15 protein-coding genes, 1 other RNA gene and 1 pseudogene are annotated in these 22439 nt (G+C 63.7%); 9 read left to right on the top strand and 8 right to left on the bottom strand.

Annotated elements, in window-relative coordinates:
* The first annotated feature begins 140 nt into the window (after positions 1-140).
* Positions 141-1136, top strand: coding sequence for a GTP 3',8-cyclase MoaA (moaA, locus tag QYS36_RS18035; RefSeq protein WP_308840771.1), 996 nt, complete (start codon positions 141-143; stop codon positions 1134-1136).
* 198 nt (positions 1137-1334) lie between these two features.
* Positions 1335-1784, top strand: a complete 450-nt coding sequence (locus QYS36_RS18030; RefSeq protein WP_308840770.1) for a PA2169 family four-helix-bundle protein — start codon at positions 1335-1337, stop codon at positions 1782-1784.
* 81 nt (positions 1785-1865) lie between these two features.
* On the opposite strand, the gene guaD is transcribed toward QYS36_RS18030, so the two are convergent.
* A complete protein-coding gene (gene guaD, locus QYS36_RS18025; RefSeq protein WP_308840769.1) occupies positions 1866-3173 on the bottom strand; it encodes a guanine deaminase in 1308 nt (435 codons plus the stop codon).
* 167 nt (positions 3174-3340) lie between these two features.
* The gene (locus QYS36_RS18020) at positions 3341-4570 is read right to left on the bottom strand and encodes an MFS transporter (protein WP_308840768.1); all 1230 of its coding nucleotides are present in this window, start codon (positions 4568-4570) and stop codon (positions 3341-3343) included.
* A 256-nt stretch (positions 4571-4826) separates the two neighbouring features.
* Here QYS36_RS18020 and smc point away from each other — a divergent pair, with 256 nt between their 5' ends.
* From smc to ligA, 3 genes are all read left to right on the top strand, one after another.
* Positions 4827-8315, top strand: a complete 3489-nt coding sequence (smc, locus tag QYS36_RS18015) for a chromosome segregation protein SMC (RefSeq protein ID WP_308840767.1) — start codon at positions 4827-4829, stop codon at positions 8313-8315.
* Between the two features lie 225 nt (positions 8316-8540).
* Complete coding sequence (gene zipA, locus QYS36_RS18010; protein WP_308840766.1) at positions 8541-9368, top strand: cell division protein ZipA; 828 nt, start codon at positions 8541-8543, stop codon at positions 9366-9368.
* A gap of 99 nt (positions 9369-9467) precedes the next feature.
* Complete coding sequence (gene ligA, locus QYS36_RS18005) at positions 9468-11834, top strand: NAD-dependent DNA ligase LigA (RefSeq protein WP_308840765.1); 2367 nt, start codon at positions 9468-9470, stop codon at positions 11832-11834.
* A gap of 214 nt (positions 11835-12048) precedes the next feature.
* Here ligA and QYS36_RS18000 read toward each other — a convergent pair whose 3' ends face one another.
* Both QYS36_RS18000 and QYS36_RS17995 read right to left on the bottom strand, forming a co-directional pair.
* Positions 12049-13761: an OPT family oligopeptide transporter gene (locus tag QYS36_RS18000; protein ID WP_308840764.1), complete on the bottom strand. Its 1713-nt coding sequence runs from the start codon at positions 13759-13761 to the stop codon at positions 12049-12051.
* 121 nt (positions 13762-13882) lie between these two features.
* Positions 13883-14161 (bottom strand): HU family DNA-binding protein, encoded by a 279-nt coding sequence (locus tag QYS36_RS17995; protein WP_013791713.1) that lies wholly within the window; start codon positions 14159-14161, stop codon positions 13883-13885.
* Between the two features lie 425 nt (positions 14162-14586).
* On the opposite strand from QYS36_RS17995, the gene ffs reads away from it, so the two are divergent.
* Together ffs and QYS36_RS17985 are read left to right on the top strand one after the other, a co-directional pair.
* An RNA gene (ffs, locus tag QYS36_RS17990) (signal recognition particle sRNA small type) lies at positions 14587-14683 on the top strand.
* 508 nt (positions 14684-15191) lie between these two features.
* Positions 15192-16073 (top strand): DMT family transporter, encoded by an 882-nt coding sequence (locus QYS36_RS17985; RefSeq protein ID WP_308840763.1) that lies wholly within the window; start codon positions 15192-15194, stop codon positions 16071-16073.
* Between the two features lie 66 nt (positions 16074-16139).
* Here the strand turns inward: QYS36_RS17985 and QYS36_RS17980 are convergent, their stop codons facing one another.
* Positions 16140-17516, bottom strand: a complete 1377-nt coding sequence (locus QYS36_RS17980; RefSeq protein ID WP_308840762.1) for an MFS transporter — start codon at positions 17514-17516, stop codon at positions 16140-16142.
* Positions 17517-18092: 576 nt separating this feature from the next.
* Between QYS36_RS17980 and quiC the strand changes: the two genes are divergently transcribed.
* Positions 18093-20000, top strand: coding sequence for a 3-dehydroshikimate dehydratase QuiC (quiC, locus tag QYS36_RS17975; protein ID WP_308840761.1), 1908 nt, complete (start codon positions 18093-18095; stop codon positions 19998-20000).
* Between the two features lie 71 nt (positions 20001-20071).
* The gene (locus QYS36_RS17970) at positions 20072-20755 is read left to right on the top strand and encodes a TetR/AcrR family transcriptional regulator (protein ID WP_374990472.1); all 684 of its coding nucleotides are present in this window, start codon (positions 20072-20074) and stop codon (positions 20753-20755) included.
* A 34-nt stretch (positions 20756-20789) separates the two neighbouring features.
* Here the strand turns inward: QYS36_RS17970 and QYS36_RS17965 are convergent, their stop codons facing one another.
* The 3 genes and pseudogenes from QYS36_RS17965 to QYS36_RS17955 all read right to left on the bottom strand — a co-directional run.
* Positions 20790-21647 carry a shikimate dehydrogenase gene (locus tag QYS36_RS17965; protein WP_308840760.1) on the bottom strand — a complete coding sequence of 286 codons (858 nt, stop codon included), beginning with the start codon at positions 21645-21647 and terminating at the stop codon, positions 20790-20792.
* Positions 21648-21650: 3 nt separating this feature from the next.
* Positions 21651-21788 carry a type II 3-dehydroquinate dehydratase gene (locus QYS36_RS17960; protein ID WP_374990471.1) on the bottom strand — a complete coding sequence of 46 codons (138 nt, stop codon included), beginning with the start codon at positions 21786-21788 and terminating at the stop codon, positions 21651-21653.
* Between the two features lie 416 nt (positions 21789-22204).
* A pseudogene (locus QYS36_RS17955) lies at positions 22205-22439 on the bottom strand (hypothetical protein); the annotation flags it as partial.

Genomic DNA, 22439 nt, shown 5'->3' with positions numbered 1-22439 from the left:
GACAGGCTGTGACCCCGCAACCGGCGCGGCGCCATGGCGGGCGTGGTAAACTCGACGTCACTTCGCAGCCAATCGGGCTGCCCACTGTCGCCCTGGCGGCAGCCACTTCCAGCTGGCCTTGAGGCCGGGAGATCGGATAGATGCCTACCACGCAGTTGGTCGATCCCTTCGGCCGACGCATTACCTACCTGCGACTCTCGGTGACCGATCGCTGCGACTTCCGCTGCACCTATTGCATGAGCGAAGACATGGTGTTCGCGCCGCGCTCGCAGATCCTCAGCCTCGAAGAGCTGTACAACGTCGCCGATGCGTTCATCGGGCTGGGCGTCAAACGTATCCGCATCACCGGTGGCGAACCGCTGGTGCGCAAGAACCTGATCAGCCTGTTGCGTCGCCTGGGCGAGCGCCCCGAGCTCGAGGATCTGTCGATCACCACCAACGGCTCGCAGCTTGCGCACATGGCGAACGACCTGCGCGCCGCAGGCGTCAGCCGGCTCAACGTCAGCCTCGACTCGCTGCAGCGCGAGCGCTTTGCCGCCTTTACCCGGCGCGACATGCTCGATCAGGTGCTGGCCGGTATCGACGCCGCGGCGGCGGCGGGCTTCAAGCGCATCAAGCTCAACAGCGTGGTGCAGACCGGGCGCAACGACGACGAAGTGCTCGGCCTGGTCGAGTACGCCATGGCCCGCGGCCTGGATATCAGCTTCATCGAAGAGATGCCCCTGGGCAGCGTGGTCAGCCACCAGCGCGAGCAGACCTTCTGCTCCAGTGACGTGGTGCGCGAGCGTATCGAGGCGCGTCACACACTGGTGCGCAGCAGCCACGTCACCGGCGGCCCGTCGCGTTACTGGCAGGTCAGCGGTAGCGACACCCGGGTGGGCTTCATCTCGCCGCACAGCAACAACTTCTGTGGTGACTGCAACCGCGTGCGGGTTACCGCCGAGGGCAAGCTGGTGCTCTGCCTGGGGCACGACAACGCCCTGGATCTGCGCAGCCTGATGCGCGCGCACCCCGGTGACAGCGAGCGCCTGCGCGAAGCGCTGGTCGGTGCGCTGCAGCTCAAGCCCGAGCGCCATCACTTCGAGACCGATGAGCAGGTGCAGGTCATACGTTTCATGAGCATGACCGGCGGCTGAGCCGTTTCGCTTGCTACCCGCTTTCGCCATCCAGACGAGTGGTTCGCGCCCAGGCGCTGCGTGCCTTTGGCTGCAGTCGCTTGATCGGCACTGTAGCGCCTCGCCAGAAATTGCCCTGAACCTCCGCAACAGGCGCTCACTCAACTTAAGGGAGCGGCCCATACAGGGCTATTTTCTGAAGCGACGAGGAGATTCAAAGTGGATAACAAAGACGTTATTTCGGTACTGAACGACCTGATCGAAACCAGCAAAGACGGCGAGAAAGGCTTCAGCGAGTGTGCCGAAGACGTGAAAGAGCCGCGCCTCAAGACCTTCTTCGTGCAGCGTTCGCAGGACTGCGCCAGCGCGGCCGCCGAGTTGCAGCAACTGGTACGCGGCCTGGGCGGCGATCCGGAAACCAGCTCCAGCGTGTCGGGTGCCCTGCACCGTGGCTGGGTCGATCTGAAATCGATGCTGACCGGCAAGAGCGAGGAGGCCATCCTCAACGAGTGCGAGCGTGGCGAAGACGTGGCCCTGAAGGCCTACCGCGACGCGCTGCAGAAAGACCTGCCGAGCAACGTTCGCGTTGTTCTGGAAAAGCAGATGCAGGGCGTGCAGCGCAACCATGATCAGGTCAAGGCCCTGCGTGATTCCGCACGTGCCAGCTGATCGACGCTGACTGAAAAAAGGATGCCTGCGGGCATCCTTTTTTTATGCCCGCCATTTCCGTTCCCGCGGATAGTTTGCGATTCAGCGCTGGCGACGATGCACGCTATTGCCGGCAGCAAAGGTTTCCCTGATCACCCGGTCGTCACCCAGGGTGATCAGGGCGAACAGCCGCTCGGCCAGGTTGCTGCTCTGTCGCAGGCGGTAGTCGATCAGCGGCGTGGCCTGGTAATCGAGCACCACGAAATCCGCGTCCTTGCCCGGCTCGAAGTTGCCGATGCACTCATCCAGATACAGCGCCCGCGCGCTGCCCAGGGTGGCCAGGTACAGCGACTTGAACGGGTCGAGCTTCTGCCCCTGCAGCTGCATGATCTTGTAGGCCTCACTGAGCGAGCGCAGCTGCGAAAAGCTGGTGCCGGCGCCGATATCGGTGCCCAGGCCAACGCGCACCTTGTGCTGCTCCATGCGCTTGAGGTCGAACAGGCCGCTGCCGAGAAACAGGTTGGAAGTCGGGCAGAAGGCCACCGCCGAGCCGGTTTCTGCCAGGCGCGCGCATTCGGCGTCGCACAGGTGCACCGAGTGGGCGAACACCGAGCGCGGGCCGGTCAGCTGGTGTTTGTCGTATACGTCCAGGTAGCCGCTGTTCTCGGGGAAAAGCGCTTTGACCCACTCGATCTCCTGGCGGTTTTCCGACAGGTGAGTGTGCAGATACAGACCGGGGAATTCGCCCAGCAGGCGCCCGGCCATGGCCAGTTGCTCCGGCGTGCTGGTCGGTGCGAAGCGCGGCGTTACCGCGTAGTGCAGGCGGCCCTTGGCGTGCCAGCGCTCGATCAGCTCACGGCTGTCGGCATAGCCGGATTCGACGGTATCGGTCAGCGCCTCGGGCGCGTTGCGATCCATCAGCACCTTGCCGGCGATCATGCGCAGGTTCAGCGCGTCGGCCGCTTCGAACAGGGCGTCTACCGATTGCTTGTGCACGCTGCCGAACACCAGCGCGGTGGTGGTGCCGTTGCGCAGCATTTCCTTGATGAACACATCCGCCACTTCGCTGGCGTGGGCCTTGTCGGCGAAGCGCATTTCCGTGGGGAAGGTGTAGGTGTTCAGCCAGTCGAGCAACTGCTCGCCGTAGGCGCCGATCATGCCGGTCTGCGGGTAGTGAATGTGGGTATCGATAAAGCCGGGGGTGATCAGCGCGTTTTCGTAATGCGTAAGCGCGACGCCGGACAGCCTCGGCAGCAACTCGGCGGCAGGGCCCACGTCAAGCACCTTGCCGTTCTCGACCAGCAGTATGCCGTCCTCGAAATAGGCGTACGACGCCTCGATACCAACTTCGGCCGGGTCGGCCAGGCTGTGCAGGATGGCGCCGCGGTAGGCGTGGGTGACGTTGGACATGGGGCCTCGATGCAAATCCGGTGGAGCGGTACAGGGCTTCGCGGATCGCGATGCCCACTGGGCGAGCGCCATGTTAACGGGCGCAAGCTACTGTGAACCGGGATTCTGCGTGACCAGCGCGGTGTCGACAACCACGCTCTTCGCTCAGGCGAATGTTGACCTTGTGGTCAGGTGGTGGGGCGAGGCGCCAAGTCGTCGTGTTCGGGCTTCGTCATGTCGGCTTTCAGGGTTTCCGGCATGCCCAACAGCAGCAGTACGGCGCAGCCGGCCACGGCGGCAAGCACCAGAAAGGCGCTGTCGTAGCCGCTGGCTTCAGCGACATAGCCGGCCAGGCCGTTGCTCAACGCCGCACCGATGCCGAACACCAGGCTGACGCTGGCGAGGCTGACGTTGAAGTGGCCGCTGCCGTGGGTCAGGTCGCGCACCATCAGCGGGATCAACGCGCCGAACAGGCCGGCGCCAATGCCGTCGAGCAGTTGTACCGAGACCAGCCACAGCGGGTCGTCGCTGAGCGTGTAGAGCACGCCGCGGATCGGCAGGATCAGAAAACCGGCCAGCAGCAGCGGCTTGCGTCCCCACTGGTCAGCCCGGGCGCCGACCAGCATGGCGGCCGGAATCATCACCAGCTGAGCGGCGACGATACAGGCCGAGATCAACGTGGTGGCCAGGTCCGGGTTGGCCAGAGCCAGCTTTTGGCCCACCAGCGGCAACATGGCGGCATTGGCCAGGTGAAACAGCGCGCAGCACAGCGCCAGCAGTACCAATGGCGGCTGGGTGAGCAACTGGCGCAGCGGCGTCAACGCCACGCCCACTTCGCGGCCCCGTGCCTGATCGGCGTCGATGGCGCGCGCCGGAATGCTCAGTGCCGACAGCAGGCTCAGCACCGCCATGCCGGTCATCAGGTAGAACACCGCGACCGGGCCCCACAGGTAGGCGAGCAGCCCAGCCAGCAGCGCGGCGGTGGCGTTGCCGGCGTGGTTGAAGGATTCGTTGCGGGCGATGCGCCGGGTGAAGGCCTGCGGCCCGACGATACCCAGGGTGATCCCCGCCAGCGCCGGGGCGAATACCGAGGAGGCCATGCCGGCGGCGACCTGGCTCACCGCCACCCAGGCGAACTGGGCATTCCAGAGGGTGACCAGGCAGGCGAGGGTAACCAGTATCGAGGCGATGACGATCAGCAGGCGTTTGTCGCGCACCCAGTCGACCAGTGCGCCGGCCGGAATCTGCGCCGCCAGGCCGGCCAGCCCGCCGAGCGCCATCACCAGGCCAATATCACCGGCTTGCCAGTTGTGTACCGACAGCAGGTAGATCGCCAGGTACGGCCCGAGCCCATCGCGAACGTCAGCCAGGAAGAAATTCAGACGATCCAGTTTCGCTGCGCATGCGTACGTCTGCATGGAGAACCTCGGGGCGGCAAGGAAATGCGGCGCCAGGCGAGTGCCTGGCCTGGCGATTGGATGCCAGCGAAGCGGCGGCGTTCCATGTGTGCAGACGCTGCTCAGCTTCGTGGCGCTGCTGTGTTAAACTCCCGCGCCCTCTGGCCAATGGCCAGAACCTCACGCTCCCCAAGCATCGCGCCTCAAGGACATTTATGACGCCGTGCGCCGTTGACCTCTTTGCCAGCCTGGTTGCCGTCTTGGCGAGTGCCCGCGCATGCGCCTGAAGTCCATCAAGCTGGCGGGCTTCAAGTCCTTCGTCGACCCCACCACGGTGAATTTTCCGAGCAACATGGCGGCGGTGGTCGGCCCCAACGGCTGCGGCAAGTCCAACATCATCGACGCCGTGCGCTGGGTGATGGGCGAGAGTTCGGCGAAGAACCTGCGCGGCGAGTCGATGACCGACGTCATCTTCAACGGCTCCAACACCCGCAAACCGGTTACCCAGGCCAGCATCGAGCTGATCTTCGACAACAGCGACAACACCCTGACCGGCGAATACGCGGCCTTCGCGGAAATCTCCATTCGCCGCCGGGTGACCCGCGACAGCCAGAACACCTATTTCCTCAACGGCGTGAAATGCCGCCGCCGCGACATTACCGACATCTTCCTCGGTACCGGCCTCGGCCCGCGCAGCTACTCGATCATCGAGCAGGGCATGATCAGCAAGCTGATCGAGGCCAAGCCCGAGGAGTTGCGCAACTTCATCGAAGAGGCAGCGGGGATCTCCAAGTACAAGGAGCGCCGCCGCGAGACCGAAAGCCGCATCCGCCGTACCCAGGAAAACCTGGCGCGCCTCACCGACCTGCGTGAAGAACTGGAGCGCCAGCTCGAGCGCCTGCACCGTCAGGCCCAGGCCGCCGAGAAGTATCAGGAATACAAGGCCGAGGAGCGCCAGCTCAGGGCCCAGCTGACCGCCCTGCGTTGGCAGACGCTGAACGAGCAGGTCGGCCAGCGCGAGGCGGTGATCGGCAACCAGGAGGTCAGCTTCGAGGCGCTGGTGGCCGAGCAGCGCAACGCCGATGCCAGCATCGAGCGGCTGCGTGACGGGCATCATGAACTGTCCGAGCGGTTCAACCTGGTGCAGGGGCGCTTCTATTCGGTGGGCGGCGATATCGCCCGCGTCGAGCAGAGCATCCAGCACGGCCAGCAACGCCTGCGCCAGCTGCAGGATGACCTGCGTGAGGCCGAACGCGCGCGCCTGGAGACCGAATCGCACCTGGGTCACGACCGCACCTTGCTGGCGACCCTCGGCGAAGAACTGGCGATGCTCGAGCCGGAGCAGGAACTCACCGCTGCCGCCGCCGAGGAATCCGCTGCGGCGCTGGAAGACGCCGAAACCGCCATGCACGGTTGGCAGGAACAGTGGGATGCCTTCAACCAGCGCAGCGCCGAGCCACGCCGCCAAGCCGAGGTGCAGCAGTCGCGCATCCAGCAGCTGGAACACAGCCTGGAACGCCTCGCCGAACGCCAGCGGCGCCTGGGCGATGAACTGCAGCAACTGGCAGCCGACCCGGAAGATGCGGCGATCATCGAGCTGGGCGAGCAGATCGCCATTGGCGAGCTGGATCTCGAGCAACTGCAGGAGCAGGAGGCCGAGCAGGCCGAGCGCCTGCAGCAATTGCGCGAGGATCTTCAGCAGGCCGGCCAGGACCAGCAGCAGGCCCAGGGTGAGTTGCAGCGCCTCAATGGCCGCCTGGCTTCCCTGGAAGCCCTGCAGCAGGCCGCGCTGGACCCCGGCAAAGGCACGGCGGAGTGGCTGCGTGAGCACGGCCTCGACAAACGCCCGCGCCTGGCTGAAGGCCTGCGCGTGGAGGCCGGTTGGGAGCTGGCGGTCGAGACGGTGCTCGGCGCCGACCTGCAGGCCGTGCTGCAGGATGATTTCACTGGGCTGGACTTTGCCGCCCTGGAGCAGGGCGAGCTGCGCCTGGTGGCCGCCGGCGATGGCGGCGGGCGGATCGCGGGCAGCCTGCTGGACAAGGTCGAATCGCCGGTCGACCTGACGCCCTGGCTGGGCCGTGTGCGCCCAGTCGAAAGTCTCGATCAAGCGTTGGCCGCGCGGGCGGGGCTGGCCATTGACGAAAGCCTGATCAGCCGCGATGGCTACTGGGTCGGTCGCAATTTTCTGCGCGTGCGCCGCGCCAGTGAGGCGCAGAGCGGCGTGCTGGCGCGCGGCCAGGAGCTGGAAAGCCTCTGCCTGCAGCGCGAGGAGCGTGAGGCCGCGCTGGTCCTGCTCGACGAGCGCCTGCAGGGGTTGCGCGAGCGCCAGCGCCAGGAGGAGGAGGCGCGCGAGCAACAACGCCGTCAGTTGCAGGATCAGGCCCGTCAGCTCGGCGAGCTGCGGGCACGCTTGTCGGCCGGGCAGGCCAAGGCCGAGCAATTGCTGCTGCGGCGTCAGCGCATCGAGGCCGAGCAGCAGGAACTGGCCGAGCAGCGCGCCATGGAAACCGAGCAACTGGGCGAGGCGCGCCTGTACCTGCAGGATGCGTTGGACAGCATGGCGCTGGACACCGAGCAGCGCGAAACGCTGCTGGCCAGCCGCGATGCACTGCGCGAGCGGCTCGACCGGGTACGCCAGGAGACCCGTCAGCACAAGGATCACGCCCACCAGTTGGCGGTGCGCCTCGGCTCGCTGCGCGCTCAGCATGATTCCACCCGCCAGGCCCTGGAACGCCTGGAGCTGCAGTCCGAACGCCTCACCGAAAAGCGCGAGCAGCTCGACCTGAATCTGGAAGAGGGCGCCGCACCGCTGGAAGAGCTGCGCCTCAAGCTCGAAGAGTTGCTCGAGCGGCGCATGGGCGTCGAAGAGGAGCTGCGCCTGGCGCGCCTGGCCCTGGAAGATGCCGACCGCGAGCTGCGCGACGCCGAGAAGCGCCGCACCCAGGCCGAACAGCAATCACAGATGCTGCGTGGCCAACTGGAGCAGCAGCGCCTGGAGTGGCAATCGCTGAACGTGCGCCGCAAGGCGCTGCAGGACCAACTGCTGGAGGATGGCTACGACCTGCACGGCGTGCTCGCCACGCTGCCTGAGGAGGCCAGCGAAAACGCCTGGGAGCAGGCCCTGGAACAGATGGCCGCGCGCATCCAGCGCCTCGGCGCGATCAACCTGGCGGCCATCGAGGAATACCAGCAGCAATCCGAGCGCAAGCGCTACCTGGACGCCCAGAATGCCGACCTGGTCGAGGCGCTGGACACCCTGGAAAACGTCATCCGCAAGATCGACCGGGAAACCCGCAACCGCTTCAAGGAAACCTTCGATCAGATCAACGCCGGCCTGCAGGCGCTTTTCCCGAAAGTTTTCGGTGGTGGCAGCGCATATTTGGAACTCACCGGCGAAGATCTACTCGATACCGGGGTGACCATCATGGCGCGTCCACCGGGCAAGAAGAACAGCACCATCCATTTGCTGTCCGGCGGCGAGAAGGCATTGACGGCGCTGGCGCTGGTATTTTCGATCTTCCAGCTCAATCCAGCGCCGTTCTGCATGCTCGACGAGGTGGACGCACCGTTGGACGATGCCAACGTCGGGCGTTACGCGCGGCTGGTCAAGGAGATGTCGGCGACCGTGCAGTTCATCTACATCACCCACAACAAGATCGCCATGGAAATGGCCGACCAGTTGATGGGCGTGACCATGCACGAACCCGGCTGTTCGCGTCTGGTGGCGGTGGATGTCGAGCAGGCGTTGGCGATGGTGGACAGTTGAGCGGGCCAGATAAGAATTTTGTCGCGTAAAAACAGGCCGCGGCGGCGGTTTTACAGCGTTTTGCCGGTGTAAAGTTGCCTTTCGTCGTGCTAGCTTAACGCCCACTTTTGTTGCGCGTGGGAAAACGCCAGTCAGAACATGGAGTTGGCGCCACGTTTCAGGGTCATCAGCACGGGCCAGGACGCCTTTTTTCATCAATTTTTGCTTTAGGGGTCAGGACATTTCATGGAATTCGGTCTACGCGAGTGGCTGATCATCATCGGTATCATCGTCATCGCCGGCATCCTCTTCGATGGCTGGCGGCGGATGCGCGGTGGCAAGGGCAAGCTGAAGTTCCGGCTGGATCGCAGTGTATCCAACCTGCCCGATGACGAAGCCGACCCCGACGTGCTCAGCCCGCCCAGGGTGGTGGAACGCAATCATGAGCCCTCGCTGGATGAAGACGACCTGCCGTCGATGAACGCACGTGAGGTCAACAGCCGTCGCCGCAGCGAGCCGCGTCAGGGCGATCTCGACCTGGCCGCCGACGAGCCGGTGCCGACGCTGCTCAATCCGGTGGACGACCAGGACGATGGCCGCGCCACTGTCTCCGGCAAGCAGGCCGACAAGGATCTTCCGCCGGTCGAGGAAGTGCTGGTGATCAACGTCATCGCCCGCGACGAGCAGGGCTTCAAGGGCCCGGCGCTGCTGCAGAACATCCTGGAAAGCGGCCTGCGTTTCGGCGAGATGGACATCTTCCACCGCCACGAGAGCATGGCCGGCAATGGCGAAGTGCTGTTCTCCATGGCCAATGCCCTGAAACCCGGCACCTTCGACCTGGACGATATCGAAGGCTTCAGCACCCGTGCGGTGAGCTTCTTTCTCGGCCTGCCAGGCCCGCGTCACCCCAAGCAGGCTTTCGATGTGATGGTCGCGGCGGCGCGCAAGCTGGCCCATGAGCTCAATGGTGAGCTCAAGGACGATCAACGCAGTGTGCTGACCGCACAAACCATCGAACATTACCGTCAGCGTATCGTCGAATACGAACGCCGCCTGTTGACGCAAAAACGCTGAAAGAAAGCGGCACCGACGAGCCTCAAGCTACAAGCCCAGCGCTTGGCTTGAGGTTTTTCGTTTCTGTGCCCTGGCCGTGGCCCGCCGAGACTGACCCGCATGAAAGATTCCGCCCAACGTATCCTCGAACTGCGTCACGAACTGGACGCGCACAACTACCGCTACTACGTGCTCGACGAGCCGAGCGTGCCGGACGCCGAATACGACCGCCTGTTTCGTGAACTGCAGGCACTCGAAGCCGAGCATCCGGAGCTGGTGACGCCCGACTCGCCGACCCAGCGCGTGGGCGGCGAAGCGCTCAGCGCCTTTGGCGAAGTGCGCCACGAAGTGCCCATGCTCAGCCTCGGCAACGCCTTCGAAGAGGACGACCTGCGAGCCTTCGACCGCAGCGTGCAGAACGGCCTTGGCCTGCAGGGCGGCGATCTGTTCGGCGCCGGTGGCGAGGTGGAGTACAGCTGCGAGCCCAAGCTCGACGGCCTGGCGGTGAGCCTGCTGTACCGTGACGGCAAGCTGGTACGCGGCGCCACCCGGGGCGATGGCACCACCGGCGAAGACATCAGCGTCAACGTGCGCACCATCCGCAACGTGCCGCTCAAGCTGCAGGGCAGTGGCTGGCCGGCGGTGCTGGAAGTGCGCGGCGAGGTGTACATGTCCCGCGCCGGCTTCGAGCGTCTCAATGCCGCCCAGGCGGAGATCGGCGGCAAGACCTTCGCCAACCCGCGCAACGCCGCGGCCGGCAGTCTGCGCCAGCTGGACTCGAAGATCACCGCCAGCCGCCCGCTGGAGTTCTGCTGCTATGGCCTCGGCCAGCACAGCGCCGAGCCGGCGCCGACCCAGGTCGGCATGCTGCAGCGCCTGAAGAACTGGGGCATTCCCATCAGCCCCGAGCTGAAACTGGCCAAGGGCGTCGAAGACTGCCTGGCCTATTACCGCGATATCGGCGAGCGCCGCATGGGCCTGCCCTATGACATCGACGGCGTGGTGTTCAAGGTCAACAACATCGAAGACCAGCAGCAGCTCGGTTTTCGTGCGCGTACGCCGCACTGGGCCGTCGCCCACAAGTTTCCGGCCATGGAGGAGCTGACCGAGCTGCTCGACGTGGAGTTCCAGGTTGGCCGCACCGGCGCGGTGACGCCGGTGGCGCGCCTCAAGCCGGTCAAGGTGGCGGGCGTGACGGTGGCCAACGCGACGCTGCACAACATGGACGAGGTGGCGCGCCTGGGGGTGATGATCGGCGACACGGTGATCATCCGCCGCGCCGGCGACGTGATTCCCCAGGTGATGCAGGTGGTCAGCGAACGCCGCCCCGAGAACGCCCGCCCCATCATGGTGCCGGAGCAATGCCCGGTCTGTGGCTCGGCGGTCGAACGTACCCAGTTGATCAAGCGCAGCAAGGGCCGCGAAACGGTCAGCGAAGGCGCCGTGTATCGCTGCGTCGGCCGCCTGGCCTGCGCCGCCCAGCTCAAGCAGGCGATCATCCATTTCGTCTCACGCCGCGCCATGGATATCGAGGGCCTTGGCGAGAAGAGCGTCGAGCAACTGGTCGACGAAGGCCTGGTCGGCTCGCCGGCCGACCTCTATACCCTGGCGTTCGAGCAGATCGTCGGCCTCGAAGGTTTCGCCGAGGTATCCAGCCGCAAGCTGCTCGACGCCATCGCCGACAGCAAACGCCCGACCCTGGCACGGTTCATCTATGCCCTGGGCATTCCTGATGTCGGCGAGGAAACCGCCAAGGTGCTGGCGCGCTCGCTGGGCTCGCTGGAGCGCGTCACCCAGGCATTGCCCGAAGTGCTGACCTACCTGCCGGATGTCGGCCTGGAGGTGGCCCACGAGATCCACAGCTTCTTCGAGGATGAGCACAACCAGACCGTTATCAGGCACCTGCTCGAGCGTGGCCTGGAGCTGCAGGACCAGGGCGAGCTGGCCGCCGAGTTCGCTGCCAGCACGACCCTTGGCGGGCTGCTCGACAAACTCAACATTCCCTTCGTGGCGGCCACCGGCGCGAAGAACCTGGCCGAGCGCTTCAAGAGTCTCGACGGGGTGATAGCCGCTGACTGGCTCGACCTGAGTGCCATGAAGGGGCTCAACGAGAAGGCCAAGCAGTCGGTGCGCGAGTTCTTTGCCAAGGCGGAAAATGCCGAACGCGCGCGCGCGATCGAAGCGCAACTGCGCGATTTCGGCATGCACTGGGAAAGCGAGAAAAAGGTCGTCGAAGGGCTGCCACTGGCCGGCCAGACCTGGGTGCTTACCGGTAGCCTGGAAGTGATGAGCCGCGATATCGCCAAGGACAAGTTGGAAAGCCTGGGCGCCAAGGTGGCCGGTTCGGTGTCGGCGAAAACCACTTGCGTGGTCGCCGGCCCCGGGGCGGGTTCGAAGCTGGCCAAGGCCACCGAGCTGAACATCCCGGTGCTCGATGAGCAGACCTTTATCGCCAGGCTGGGTGATTACGGTATCGCTGCCGAATAGGGCTTGGCCTGGCGCCATGCCCGCGAAACCATCGCGGGCATGGCCCGCTCCCACGGATTTGCTCATGACGCGTAAGCGTAGGATGGGGCGGGCCGCGTAGGTGCAACCCATCATCAGCTCGTAGCCCGGGTCGAGCGCAGCGACACCCGGGACATTTCCCTGGGTATCGCTGCGCTCAACGCCAGGCTACTGGGCGTGGCTCATGAATACCGCTTCACCCACCTGCCAGCATCATCCAGAACGACGTCCCGACCCCGACGATACTTTCTCCCGCCACCAGACCAGCGGCGGCGGCGATGGTGAAGCGTTCGCCGAGGCTGCGCCAGCGCGACTGCAGCACCCAGGCGAGCAGGGCGCCGATGGCCATCATCAGCGAGATGGACGCCGGGATGATAAAGGCCAGGCCAAAGGCTGCCGAGCTGGGCAGCAGTCGGGCGCAGAGCGACTGCGCGGGCAGGCTCGCCTCCAGCACGCCGAATGCCACACCACACACCGCGCCGATCAGCATGGCCCAGCGAATGCTGGTGTCGAGCGAGTCGAGGCCGTAGCCCAGCACTTCGGCCACCGCCTTCCAGGTGGCCACGGCCGGTGCCGGCCATTGCTGGGTGATCAGCATGCTCTGTGGATCAGGAATCAGGATCTGGTAGACCAGCACGCCGACGATACTGCCGACCAGAATCCCCAGGCACTGGGCGACCAACTGGTTGTAGGGCTTGGCGCCGATGGCATGGCCGACGCGAAAGTCATTGAGCAGGTCGGTGCATTGCCCGGCGGCACCACCAGCGGTGTTGGCGGCCATCAGGTTGACGCTGATCTGCCCCGGTGCGATCACCCCGAAGGTCAGTTGCGACAGCTGCCCGGTAGCGCCAATCGGCGGAATGCCGGTCGCGCCCACCACCCGCGCCGCCATGCAGGCGAGGGCGACGGCCAGGGGCACGCTGAGCAGCGCCATCAGCGGGTCGATATCGAACAACACCACCTGCAGCGTCAGCACCAGCAGCGAGGCCACAAGCAGCATCAGCAGCGGCAGTTTCGCCGGACGCTGCCGGGTCGTCTCGCCAGTGGCGCGGGCGACCCTGCGGCTCGCCACGAAGCGCACCGCCAGGGCGGTCAGGGTGGCGCACACCAGCAGGGTCACCCCGGGCCACAGCAGCCACTCTACCAGGGGCGCGAACTGCGGGCCGCTGGCGCCATCGGCAAGCGGTACCAGGCCGCTGCTCAATAACCAGGGCGCCAGACCGCCCCAGGCAATCAGCGCGCCGAGCAGCAGCGACAGGCCGACGCGAATGCCGATGATGCCGCCAAAGCCGATCAGCAGCGGCGACGGGTCGAGGTTGAAGGTCAGCCGCTCCAGTTGCGCGCTGGGCGACCAACGCGGCAGGGTGTAGAGGAAGGTATCGGCCCATTTGACCAGGCCGCCGAGCACGGCAGCCGCCGCGAGCACGCACAGGCGTTGCAGGGCGTCACGGCCGTGGTTGTAGACCTGCTGCATGGTTTCCAGGGTGGCGACCGCTTCGGGAAAGCGCAGGCGGGTGTCCTCCACCATGCTGCGGCGCAGGTACCAGGCCACCCAGATTCCCAGAAAGCTCACCGAGAACACCCAGGCTATCAATGGCAGCGTGGGCAGTTGCTGGCCGGTGAGCAGGGTGTAGGCCGGTATGGGCGCCACCAGGCCGCCGGAGATGATCGAGGCAGCCGCCGAGGCGGTGGTCTGGTTGATGTTGCTCTCGCGCATGCTCCAGGCCGTGCCCAGGCGCCAGCGCACCAGGCTCTGCCAGATGCCGTAACTGACCAGCAGGGCGATGATCGACATATTGAATGACCAGCCGATCTTCAGGCCGGAATAGATGTTCGACGGCGTCAACAAGGCGCCAAGCAGTACCCCGGAAAACAGGGCGCGGAAGGTGAGTTCGCGGTCGGCTGGCATGGCGAACCTGCATCTGACGAATGTCGTCGTTTGAGGCGGCAGGCCGGCGGGGGTTCAGTCTTAACGCGGGGAGGTGCTGCGGGGAAGGCAGCGGGGCGCCGTGCGACGCCCCGCCGATGGATCAGTTGACCGCGTCGGTCAGTGCCTTGGCCGGTACGAACTTCACGACCTTCTTGGCAGCGATTTCGATGGCCTTGCCGGTCTGTGGGTTACGACCGGTACGCGCCGGACGCTCGCTGACCTTCAGTTTGCCGATGCCCGGCAGGGTGATTTCACCACCATTTTCCAACGCGTCGCTGACGATCTCGCTGAGCTGATCGAGTGCCGCACGAACGGTGGTCTTCGGCGTGTCGATGGCTTCTGCGATGTCACCGATCAATTGGTCTTTGGTAATGGCCATGTGATTGCTCCTTGGGGATGAAAAGTCTGGCGTCGGATAACGCGGGTACTCATGGATGATCGATCAAGGCAGTGCTGCCTGATCGGTCAGGCTTCATTGTGACCCAACTGCTCCCGGTTAATTCCCGTGACCGTGCTCAATTACGGGCCTGTGCGGCCGGCCACTGCGCTTGGCGGTGCAATTTGCCTGACCGCTGCCGTGCTCGCTGCACATGCGTGGCAGCGCGGCGGCGCTTGCAGGGCAGACCCCTACTGCTGGGGCTGGCGCCAGCATGGTTGGCCAGGTCTGCGAGCAACGCAGTGGTTTGGCGCAGCGCCGCGTTCGGCCCGCTTGTGCATGCTAAGTGCTTGAAGCAGTTGTAAGTTCGGCACAAGCCGGTACAATGGCGCCGGCTCACTGCATGGTGAGCCGCGTTATGGTGGTCCTGCCGGTCCCCCCGCAACGATTACCCGTGAACCTGGTCAGATCCGGAAGGAAGCAGCCACAGCGGGAACATTGTGTGCCGGGGTGTGGCTGGTAGGATCGCCTCCATCTCCAAGGCCCATTCGGGTTCTCGTCTCTTCCCTCTATGCTCTGATCGCTCGGTACACACCGCAGTTGCCTATTGCTGTGTCTGGTGTTTGCTCGTTGCCCGTCGTTGACCCTGCTCACCAGGTCGAGTGTCCTGCACCTGATTGCCCATCTCGATGATCGGCAGCAGGTGGAACCATCATTGCGCGGCTATGCCCAACTAGGCGGCCTGGCTGGGCCGCGGCCGGATGGCAGGGCGAAGAATGTGCGTCAGGCAGGTCATGATCGGCGTGTCCCCGTGCCGGCAATTGTGACTTGACGGGACGCTTGCGCTGTCTATCGGCCAAGGTTTCGTCGAGTCTGCAGATTGCAGACGGCACCACTGGTCATCGACAAGGCCGGTGCGTTACGGCAACACCGCGGCCTGCCGACATAGCCCATACTGAAATCCGCCATGGCAGCAAATTACCCAGATAGTTAGTTTGCTACCGATAATGACGTCTGGATCACGAGTACCCCCATGAGCACCCCGAGTTCGCTGTCAGGCGTCAACCATCCTCTCAAGGGCATCGCCCTGGTGGTGCTGGCGACCTTCCTGTTCGCCAGCCATGACGCGCTGTCCAAGTACCTGTCCGGCTTCTACCCGGTGGTCATGGTGGTGTGGGCACGTTACGTGGTGCATACGCTGCTGATGGCCGGCATCTTCCTGCCGCACTCGGGCCTGCGTGTGCTGCGCAGCAAGCGGCCAGGGTTGCAGGCATTGCGGGCAGTCTGCCTGCTGGGCTGCAGCCTGTTCTTCACCACCGGCCTTCTGTACATCCCACTGGCCGAGGCCACGGCGGTCAACTTCCTGGCGCCGCTGCTGGTCACCGCGCTGTCGGTGCCGCTGCTCAAGGAGCACGTCAGTCGCGGGCAATGGGCCGCGGTGCTGGTGGGCTTCGTGGGCGTGTTGATCATCGTGCATCCGGGTGGTGATCTGTTCACCCCGGCCGTGCTGCTGCCGCTCTGTTCGGCGAGTTGCTTCGCCGCCTACCAGATACTCACGCGCCTGCTCAGCCAGTACGACACACCGACCACCAGCAATTTTTTCACCGGCCTGCTCAATACCTTGCTGATGAGTTGTCTGGTGCCGTTCTTCTGGCAATTGCCAGAGTGGCACCATTTGCCGCTGATGCTCGCCCTGGGCGCGTGTGGCATGTTCGCTCACCTGCTGCTGACCAAGGCCTTCCGCCATGCAGCACCGGCGCTGCTGGCACCGTTCGGTTATTGTCAGATCGTATTCGCCGGCCTGTTGGGGCTGATCATCTTTGCCCATGACCCCGAGGCGAGCGCCAAGGTGGGGATCGCCATCATCTGCCTTAGCGGGTTGGCGGCGGCCTACCAGCAACGTCGAAAGCGCTGACGTTTCAGCCCCCGGAAAAACAAGAAGGCCCATCAGGGCCTTCTTTTTTTCACGCGTTGACGCTGATCAATGGTGGGAGTCGTTCATGCCGCTTCTGCGCGCAGCGTCGTACTCGGCCTTGTCCATGGGCTTGGCGCCCGGTTTGCCCAGCTCGCTCATCGGGATCCGGTAGGTTTCCGGCGCGATAAAGGCGGCGAGGGCGCACAGGCAGGTGATGCCGAATGCCAGGCTGCCGATCAGCCACGGAATGTTGTCCGAGCCGGGCGGCGCGAGCATGGCGAATACCGCAGGCAGCATGGCGGTGAGCATGGTGCCGATGTTCTGGGCGATGGCCATGGCCGAGACGCGGTAGCGGGTCTGGAACAACTCCGGGTAGAAGCTTGGGAACACCGCGTTATAGCCCTGATAGACCACGCCCCACATCAGCAGCGACATGATGAACGCCAGCGGCACGTTGCTGATGCTGATCGCGTACAGGTAACCAAAGGCCAGCAGGCCCGAACCCAGTGCACCGGTGATCATGGTCGGGCGACGGCCGATCTTGTCGGAGAGGTTGCCCACGAAGGGGATCACCAGCACCGCGACGATGTTGCCCACCACCGGAATCCACAGGTAAACGCTCTTGTCGAAGCCGATCCCGTAGGCCGGTTGCACGGCGTAGGCGGCGCCGAAGATGGTCGCCACCACCGGGATCACGTTCATCAGCGCCATGACCATGACCAGGAACATGGTCCGCCAGCTGGTGCTGAACGCTTCGGAGATCGGCGACTTGGCGATCTTCTGCTGGTTTTCTTCCTTGACGAAGGCCGGCGTCTCATGGACTTCACGACGGATGATGAACCCCGCCAGCAGCACGAAGGCGCTGAGCAGGAACGGAATGCGCCAGCCCCAGTCGTTGAACGCCTCGGTCGGCATGAAATAGGCGAGTGGCAGGAACACGGCAGCGGCAAGCACCTGGCCGGCCTGCACGCCCTGCAGGGTGAAACTGGCGTAGAAACCTCGGCGCCCGAACGGGGCGTGTTCGAGAATCATCGAGCTGGCGCCGGAGATCTCGCCGGCCACTGCAAACCCCTGGACCAGGCGCAGAAGCACCAGCAGGGTGGGGGCCAGAAAACCGATGTCGTGATAGGTCGGCAGCAGGCCGACTGCCATGGTGGAGATGCCCATCAGGAACATGCACAGCAGCAAGACGTTCTTGCGGCCGCGGGTGTCGCCCCAGTGGCCGAGCACGAAGGCGCCTACCGGGCGGGCCAGGTAACCCACACCATAGGTGGCCAGCGAGGCGACGATGGCCATCTTCGGATCGGTGTTGGGAAAGAAGATCTGCGGAAAGATCAACGCGGCAGCTTGCGCGTAGATGAAGAAATCGTAGTACTCCAGCGCTGAACCGACCCAGCCGCTGGCAGTGGCTTTCTTGGCTTGTGAATTCGAGGGCTTAGCCATCATGGTCTCCGTTGTTATTAGCGTGCTGAGCGAAGCGGCACTGGAGTGCGGCTGGGCCACAGCTTGAGCTGACCGGCCTTGTGGATGGCGGCGGTCGACCCGCTTCGAGGATTATCGAGCGGAGTGTCGCGGGTCAGGGTTTGGCGTACGCAGACGCGATTGGCTGGGTGGGCGCCAAAAAGCGTGCGAATGGTAGGCGGGTATGCAAAGGCTGGGAAGTGAGCATGGGCGTACTCTTATTGAAATTGTTATGGCTGAAACGGGGTGTTTGCCAGCCCCGCCAACAGGTGCTTTGCGCTGCTGTGGGAAGCATGTTGTTGCAAACCGCGGAATAGCGTCAATTCGCTAAACCGCCTAGTGTTCGATAATCGCACTGAATACTAACTAGTTCGTACACTTTACATTGCTGCCCCAGGTGGGCGCGCGAATAATCGCTGCAGGCCCCGGAAAGCGCAGCGGGATATGCAGCGGTTTGGCGAACGCCAGGCTGGAACGCTCTGTCGGCTACGCTTGCCGGTGCCGGGCCCAGGTCATTGCACGATCCGCAGAGATCGTTATCTACGAGGAACTGAAGTTATGCATCGCTCGATTGCCACCGTCTCGCTGAGCGGCACCCTGCCCGAGAAGCTCGAAGCTGTCGCCGCGGCCGGTTTCGATGGTGTGGAGATCTTCGAGAACGACCTGTTGTACTACGCCGGCAGCCCCCGCGATGTGCGCAAGATGTGCGCCGATCTGGGCATCGCCATTACCCTGTTTCAGCCGTTCCGCGATTTCGAAGGCTGCCGCCGTGATCGCCTGCAGCGCAACCTGGATCGCGCCGAGCGCAAGTTCGACCTGATGCAGGAACTGGGCACCGACCTGGTGCTGGTGTGCAGCAATGTGGCCGCCGACTCGCTCGGTGATGAAGACATTCTGGTCGATGACCTGCGCCTGCTGGGCGAACGCGCCGGCGCGCGCGGCCTGCGTATCGGCTACGAGGCACTGGCCTGGGGGCGCCACGTCAATACCTACCAGCAGGTGTGGAACCTGGTGCGCCAGGCTGATCACTCCGCGGTTGGGGTGATCCTCGACAGCTTCCATACCCTGTCGCTCAAAGGCGACCCGGCGGCCATCGCCGACATTCCGGGCGACAAGATCTTTTTCGTGCAGATGGCCGATGCACCGCTGCTGGCCATGGATGTGTTGGAGTGGAGCCGGCATTTCCGCTGCTTCCCGGGCCAGGGTGAATTCGATCTGCCGGGCTTTCTGGCGCCGATCATCCGCACCGGCTACAGCGGCCCGCTGTCGCTGGAAATCTTCAACGATGGGTTCCGCGCCGCGCCGCCGCGCGCCAATGCGGTCGATGGCTTGCGCTCGCTGCTTTATCTGGAAGAAAAGACCCGCCAGCTACTGGCAGCTGATGCACAAGCGCCAAACCTGGATCTGTTGTTCGGCACGCCGCCCGCCAGTCGCTACCACGGTGTGGAGTTTCTCGAGTTTGCCGTCGATGAGGCGGCCGGGGCCAAACTGGCCGGCTGGCTCGAGCGGCTGGGCTTCGCCAAGGCCGGTGAGCACCGCTCCAAGGACGTCAGTCTGCTGCGCCAGGGCGATATCAATATCGTGCTCAATGCCGAGCCGTATTCCTTTGCCCATGGCTTCTTCGAAGCCCATGGCCCCTCGCTGTGCGCCACCGCCTTGAAGGTCAAGGACGGTGCCACGGCGCTGCAGCGGGCGGTCGACTACCGCGGTCATCCCTACCGTGGCCTGGTGGGCCCCAATGAGCGGGAAATTCCCGCCATGCGTGCACCTGATGGCAGCCTCATTTACCTGGTTGACCAGGCCGAAGCGGGGCAGACCATCTACGACAGCGACTTCAAGCTCGACCCTGCTGCCGTGCCGACCGGCAGCCTGCAGCGCATCGATCATATGGCGCTGGCGTTGCCTGCCGAAAGCCTCGACAGCTGGGTGCTGTTCTACAAAAGCCTGCTGGATTTCGAAGCCGACGACGAGGTGGTGCTGCCCGACCCGTACGGCCTGGTGAAAAGTCGCGCATTGCGCAGCCGCTGCAGCTCGGTGCGCTTGCCGCTGAACATTTCGGAGAATCGTAATACCGCCATTGCTCATGCACTATCGAGTTACCGCGGCTCGGGGGTGCATCACATCGCGTTTTCCTGTGCGGACATCTTCAAGGAGGTCGAGCGTGCCAAGGAGGCGGGCGTTCCGCTGCTGGACATTCCGCTCAACTACTACGACGACCTGGCGGCGCGCTTCGATTTCGATGACGAGTTTCTGAGCGAGCTGGCTTACTACAACGTGCTCTATGACCGCGATGCTCAGGGCGGCGAGCTTTTCCACGTGTACACCGAAGCCTTCGAGGAACGGTTCTTCTTCGAGATCATCCAGCGCAAGAATGGCTATGTAGGCTACGGCGCCGCCAACGTCGCCGTTCGCCTCGCGGCGATGGCCAAGGCACGCAGTGGTAGCGTGCGTCAGGCGAAGCTGTAAGCTGTGCTCGAGCGGATGCGGGCCAACACCGGCATCCGCTTTGCATCAGCAGCCATAACAAGAGCGCCAAGATGACTGATTCCATGACCACTACCCTCGAGGCGGCAAGCCCTGAGCTCGCCGCAGCGCCGCGCAAGCCTCGCAAGAACAACCCGGAAAAGACCCGGGAGAATATCCTGCAGGCCGCCATCACCGAGTTCGTTCAGCAAGGGTTGTCAGGCGCACGGGTCGATGCCATCGCCGAACGTACGGCGACCTCCAAGCGCATGATCTATTACTACTTCGGCAGCAAAGAGCAGCTCTACGTCGAGGTGCTCTTGAAGTTGTATGGCGATATCCGCAGTACGGAGCACCAGCTGCACCTCGGTGAGTTGCCCGCGCCGGATGCCATCCGCCGGCTGGTCGAATTCACCTTTGATCACCACGACCGTAATTCGGATTTCGTGCGCATCGTCTGTATCGAGAACATCCATTACGGCGAATACGTCAAGCAGTCGCCGGAAATCCGCAGAATGAGCAACGTGGTGCTGCAGGCGCTTGAGGAAACCCTCAAGCGCGGAGAGCAGGAAGGCCTTTTTCGCGAAGGCCTGACTACCGTTGACGTGCACATGCTGATCAGCTCGTTTTGCTTCTATCGAGTGTCCAACCGCCATACCTTCGGTGAGATTTTCCAGATCGACCTGCCGGATGAGCAGGTCAAGCAACGCCACAAGACCATGATCTGCGAAGCCGTGTTGCGCTACATCACGCGCTGAAAAGGCCGGCTAATCGACAGCCGATCCGCACCTGTCAGGCGTTCATGCTATGGAAGTGGTCGAGCATGCGTTGCGCGTCTGCTTCAACGCCAGTGAACAGCTCGAACGCCTTCACTGCCTGGAATACCGCCATGTTGCCGCCATCCAGCGTGCGGCAGCCGATGGCTCGCGCTTCACGCAGCAGCTCGGTTTCCAGCGGGAAGTAGACGATCTCGGCGACCCACAGCGTGGCGCGCAGCAGCTGTTTGGGAATCGGCATACCGGGAAGCTTGGCCATACCCATTGGCGTGGTATTGACCAGGCCATCTGCGTGCGACATTGCTGAGGCGAGGTCGCCACCGGCCTGAGCGCGTCGTACGCCGAAGTGCTCGTTCAGGTTGGTAGCCAATGCCTCGGCGCGTGCTGGCTCAACGTCAAAGATGCTCAGCTGCTCCACGCCGTCACTCAGCAAGGCGTGCGCAACCGCAGCGCCTGCGCCGCCCGCACCCATTTGCACGACCTTGCGGCGTTGCACGTCACCCAGGCCACGTCGGAAACCTTCCGAAAAACCCAGGCAGTCGGTGTTGTGGCCGATACGCTTGCCGTCCTTGAACACCACCGTATTTACCGCGCCGATACCCCGGGCTTCGTCCGAGAGCTCATCGAGCAGAGGGATGATTGCCTGTTTGCAGGGGAAGGTGATGTTCAGTCCGGTAAAGCTCATGCGCTCGGCGGCGCTCAGCAGGTCGGGGAGGGCGCCGCTGTCGAGTTTCAAGCGGTCGAGGTCGATCAACCTATATAGATAGCGGATGCCTTGGGCGTCCCCTTCATGTTCATGCAAGGCGGGCGTTCGGGAAGCCTGGATGCCAGCGCCGATCAGCCCGGCCAGGATGCTCTGGGTATTGGTGGTCATGGCTTATTCCTTAACGAAATGGCCGAAGTGGTGAAGTGCAGCGCGATAGCCATCGCTGCCCAGGCCGCAGGTCAGGCCCAGGGTGATAGGTGATACGAAGCAGTGGTGGCGAGAGGTTTCCCTCGCGCGCGCTGGATCCATGCTGCTGCGCTGGCGTCCGCGCAGAGCGTTGCAATGTCAGCCAGGGCTGGTGGCCATGGGGCGCCGATTCGCGAGCGCCGTACATGTCGGGGTCCGGGCCAGCGAGGATAGGGATGACGGGAGCCATGGTGCTACCTGTTGTTATTGTGACGTTGCCTGGACGGGCCAGGTGAAAATGTACTAACCGGTTAATTAGGTCAATATCTCCTTTATATAAGGCAGAACAAAGCGTTCGATTATCGAGCCCAGGCCGATAAGTCAGAAAACTGAAATAAACGGTTGACCAGAAAATATGGCGGCCTATAATGCGCACCACTTCCGGCGCAGCCTGATCTGAAAACTCCTTTGTAAACAAAGAGTTAGACGAAAATAAAGGTTGCACGGACGGCGAATTCGAGTAGAATGCGCCGGCATCGTCAGGGTGGTTTGAGTGGCTCTGTTGATGGTTCGGTCAGGTTTGATCGAAGGCGGTAAAAGAGGGTGTTGACAGCGGTTTGTAACGCTGTAGAATGCGGCTCCCGCTGGAGAGAAGATGATCTGGTCGGGCGCTGCAAGGTGTTGAGAAGAAAGAAAAAGTTCTTCAAAAACAGCTTGACAGCAAATGAGGGTGCTGTAAGATGCGCGCCTCGGTTGAGACGAAAGCCTCGGCCA

The sequence above is a fragment of the Pseudomonas sp. G34 genome (assembly GCF_031119625.1).
Taxonomy (GTDB): Bacteria; Pseudomonadota; Gammaproteobacteria; order Pseudomonadales; family Pseudomonadaceae; genus Aquipseudomonas.
The sequence above is the reverse complement of the archived record's forward strand: the minus strand, read 5'-3'. Positions and strand labels throughout refer to the sequence as shown.